At 41.0% G+C, this 3,958-nt stretch carries 4 protein-coding genes, 1 pseudogene and 1 other annotated feature; of the genes and pseudogenes, 1 reads left to right on the forward strand and 4 read right to left on the reverse strand.

What is annotated here, in order from left to right; genetic code table 11:
* From AZ66_RS27660 to AZ66_RS27675, 4 genes and pseudogenes are all read right to left on the reverse strand, one after another.
* Positions 1 to 407 (reverse strand): SRPBCC family protein (locus tag AZ66_RS27660; RefSeq protein ID WP_044357851.1); only part of this gene is annotated, 407 nt, incomplete at its 3' end.
* Between the two features lie 30 nt (positions 408 to 437).
* The gene (locus AZ66_RS27665; protein ID WP_044357852.1) at positions 438 to 878 is read right to left on the reverse strand and encodes an SRPBCC family protein; all 441 of its coding nucleotides are present in this window, start codon (positions 876 to 878) and stop codon (positions 438 to 440) included.
* 5 nt (positions 879 to 883) lie between these two features.
* Positions 884 to 1,381: a MerR family transcriptional regulator gene (locus AZ66_RS27670; protein WP_044357854.1), complete on the reverse strand. Its 498-nt coding sequence runs from the start codon at positions 1,379 to 1,381 to the stop codon at positions 884 to 886.
* Positions 1,382 to 1,529: 148 nt separating this feature from the next.
* Positions 1,530 to 2,868: pseudogene (locus AZ66_RS27675) on the reverse strand (sodium-dependent transporter).
* A 308-nt stretch (positions 2,869 to 3,176) separates the two neighbouring features.
* Positions 3,177 to 3,403: a binding site (T-box leader), on the reverse strand.
* Between the two features lie 225 nt (positions 3,404 to 3,628).
* Here AZ66_RS27675 and AZ66_RS27680 point away from each other — a divergent pair.
* Positions 3,629 to 3,958 (forward strand): hypothetical protein (locus tag AZ66_RS27680; protein ID WP_044357856.1); only part of this gene is annotated, 330 nt, incomplete at its 3' end.

Here is a 3,958-nt window from a genome sequence, read left to right on the forward strand (position 1 = left end):
GCAATTTTCTTGATGGCGTTGAATACGGCAGCGTTTTCGAAAAGCTGGCGCCAAGTTAGTCTGGTTGTACCGCCAAGATCCTCGAAGGTTGCCGTGAGTTGATAATGGGGTTCACATACGTGCCGCAGCACGATCCGTTCTGGCCCGATTTCAACAAATTCGCTTTTATTGGGATAATCGACTCCGTTCGGTCCGTGCATCACAAACTCCCATGTCCCTCCCGGCCGTAAATCAAATTCGTGAAAAGTGTTCGTAAACCCGTTCGGACCCCACCACTGTGCCAAGTACTCGGGTTTTGTCCAGGCTTCGTAAACGAGAGCAGGGGATGCATTTATCACCCTCGTTGTTACCAATTCGTATTCTTCCGCTGAGCTGTTTTCGCTATTTGCCGCATGGTTTTCTGTCATGCCCATTCCTCCTTTACATCGTAAAATAGGTTAGTCAATCTCCAGCTGCACACCTAGCTTATCCATCATCTCCTTGGTTCCGTGCTCGCGCTGAGCCGGCGTATCGTGGCCATCGAGAAAGACGCCTTGCTCGGTGAAAATCAGCTTTGTGCCTTCGCCCTCTGGCTTGAACTCGACGGTCGTTGCGGAAACGGAAATCCGGGTCTCGTCCATATCCAACGTATAGGTGTACACGATACGTTCGTCCGGCACAATGTCGTGATACCGGGCATTGAAGGTAAACACCGCTCCGCCGGGAGGCCCACCTTGAGTGCGTTCTCCACCGCCGACACGGAAGTCAAACTCATCTGCTTTCGAAAACCATTGCTCTTTCATGCGAGGATTCGCCCAGCAGGCAAAAACCTTTGCGGGCGAAGCTTTGTACACTCGCTCAACGACGAAAGTGTGATGAATGGAAGATCGTTCGTTCATGATTCTCAGCTCCCTTGATTCGATTCGTCGGTATCCTTGTCGAGGAGTTCGCCCAGCTGATCCAGGCGATGCTCCCAATTCATCCAACGTTCGAGGATCACTTTTTCTTGGCTCTTTTTCATCATTTCTAATAATTTTGTAAAATCTTCAACTGTCACTGGTTGTTTCAAAAGCATGAGTTCGGACACGGATTCCAATCCGGCCAAAAGCTTTTGTTGCATCTGGATCGTTTCTTTTAGACGGGCGATTTGCAGCGACACAATTTGCAGCGGACTAAAGTGGCCGCCAGTTACTACGGACTTAATCTCCTCAAGCGATAAGCCTAGCTCTTTTAAGGACAAAATTTGCTGCAGTCTCGATAGGTCGGCCTGGTTGTACAGCCTGTGCCCCGAATCGGAATGCCCTGAAGGAGAAAACAGGCCAATCTGATCGTAAAATCTTAATGTTCGTAATGTGAGTCCTGTGAGCTTAGCAAGATCTCCGACTTTCCAAAGCTGCTTCATAATCACCTCTTTTTGTGCTGCGCATCTATTTGCCGGCAACTATACTATAAAACATGACGTTACGTCAGGTGCAAGTGTTATCTCTTGTAACGGAAAAAATATAACGAAAAGGCCCTAACATAACGTTATGCTAGGGCCCTTCGTATTTCTAAATCACTCCAATTACATTTAAAAATACGATCATAATTGCAATTGGTGCTATATAGCGAAGTAAGAATAACCATAATACGAATAATTTATAGCCTTTATTTTTACTTACTTCCAATTCTCTCATTAATACATCTTTCTTCATTTTTAACGGTACGAAGATCGCAACTAATAATACACCGAGTGGCATAAGAACATTACTTACTGTAAAGTCTGCTAAATCAAAGACGGTTTTGCCAAACAAGTTCACATCGCTTAATACGCCATATGATAGCGCCGATGGAATCCCTACAACAAAGATTAGTAATCCAACAATCAGTGCCGTTTTTTTCGCGTTTTCCGCTCCCTTTTTTCGTTAAAGAGGCAACGCTAATTTCCAACATCGAAATTGCGGATGTTATCGTTGCAAAGAAAAATAGTAACAAGAAAATAATGAAGAATAGTTTTCCGAATGCCATTTTACTGAAAATCGCTGGCAATACAATAAATAATAGACCTGGCCCTTGAGATGGTTCCATTCCAAATGCGAATACAACCGGGAAAATAGCAAGTCCAGCAAGCAATGTAATTACAAGCGTTAAACCGACGATAGAAAATGCGGAACGCGGTAAACTTTCTTCTTTCGGTAAGTATGAGCTATACGTTACCATGACTCCTACACCGACAGATAATGAGAAAAACGATTGCCCCATCGCATATAACACAATTTCAGATGTTACATGTGAGAAATCTGGTTGTAAGAAGAAACGAACTCCTTCTCCGGCACCATCTAATGTAAGTGCTCGAACAATTAATACAAAGAATAAAACAAATAGTGCGGGCATGAAATATTTATTTACTTTTTCAACACCGTTTTGCACACCTTTACTTACGATAAAAATAGTAATAAGAATAAATAATAGCTGTGCTCCAACCGCCAAATATGGATTGGAAATGATTTCACCAAAAGTTGCTTCGTACGCGCCATTTCCTTCCCATAGTCTGCCTGTAATTGCGTTCCACAAATATAATAGAATCCATCCTCCTACAACACTGTAGAATGAAAGCAATATGAAGCAGGTTACAATCCCTAATTTACCGACCCACGGCCATAGCGTCTTAGGAGCAATATCTCTATATGCCTCAACAGCCTCTTTTTGTGCACTTCTTCCAATTACAAATTCCGCCAATAATAACGGTAAACCTATTAATAAAGTGAAACCGATGAAAATAAGAAAGAACGCGCCACCGCCTCCAATACCGGCCATATACGGGAACTTCCAAATCGCGCCAAGACCAATTGCAGAACCTGCTGCAGCTAAAATGAAACCTAATTTCGATGTCCATTGCTGTGAATCCATCTCCTTATCTCCTCTCTGCTTCTTCTATCTTCTTTGTCTATTACGATTCGGTCTTTAATCATATTGTTCTATCGTGGATCCTTTCTCATACAACCACTTCCTTTCAAATAAAAAACGTCCCTACGTAAATACGTAGGGACGATGAAATATCGCGGTACCACCCTAGTTGTGAAGATACAACAAGAGTAAGACCTTAATAAAAACGTCCCTACGTAAATACGTAGGGACGATAAAATATCGCGGTACCACCCTAGTTATGAAGATACAACAAGAGTAAGACCTTAATAAAAAACGTCCCTACGTAAATACGTAGGGACGATATATATATCGCGGTACCACCCTAGTTGTGAACAAAATTCTTCACCACTTTATTTGATAACGGTATTCACTACCGTCTTTCATTTCCTCACAATGTGAGATTTATGAAAGATGCTCCAGGACGAACTTCATGAATAATCTATATGCTGATTCACACCAACCATCAGCTCTCTGAGATAGGGAGATTTCCACTACTTTATCCTTTCATTGCCCAAATATTTAGTTTTCCGAAATGGATATTAACATTTTTAACACGCATTAAAAATAGTGTCAACTAATTTTTTGATTTTCTATGTATTATTCTTTTATTTTTCGCTATAAAAATACTTTTGAATGAATACTACTGAAGTTATTTCCATGATACTCCTTTATTTAAATCACAAACGATTGTAATATTTAGTCAGGAAATATTCTGGAAAAATAACTGAAAGGGGAGTTAGGATTGTTTTTTGTAATATTGATTTTGCTAATGTCGCCTGTACTTCCAGTTGTTAATGCCATTGAAATTGAGAGTATTGTTAAGCAAGTCACAACAGAAGTTTTTCAATTGGAAATGGTACAGGCTGAAGAGATTGAAAGTAATCCTGAGGTAAGAGATTATATTGTTTCAAACGGGTTTGAAAGTGAGATATTGACTGGAAATGAATCTAACTCATATTTAGTTGAGAAATTCGGATTGAAGCCGATTCAAGCAAGTAGTGAATCTGTAAGTGAAGCGGCTAGAGAGCTTAAACTTAAACATGGCCTTGATAAAGTTTATCCAGTAATTTAT

This window comes from Paenibacillus sp. E194 (genome assembly GCF_000935845.1).
Taxonomy (GTDB): Bacteria; Bacillota; Bacilli; order Paenibacillales; family Paenibacillaceae; genus Paenibacillus_B; species Paenibacillus_B alvei_B.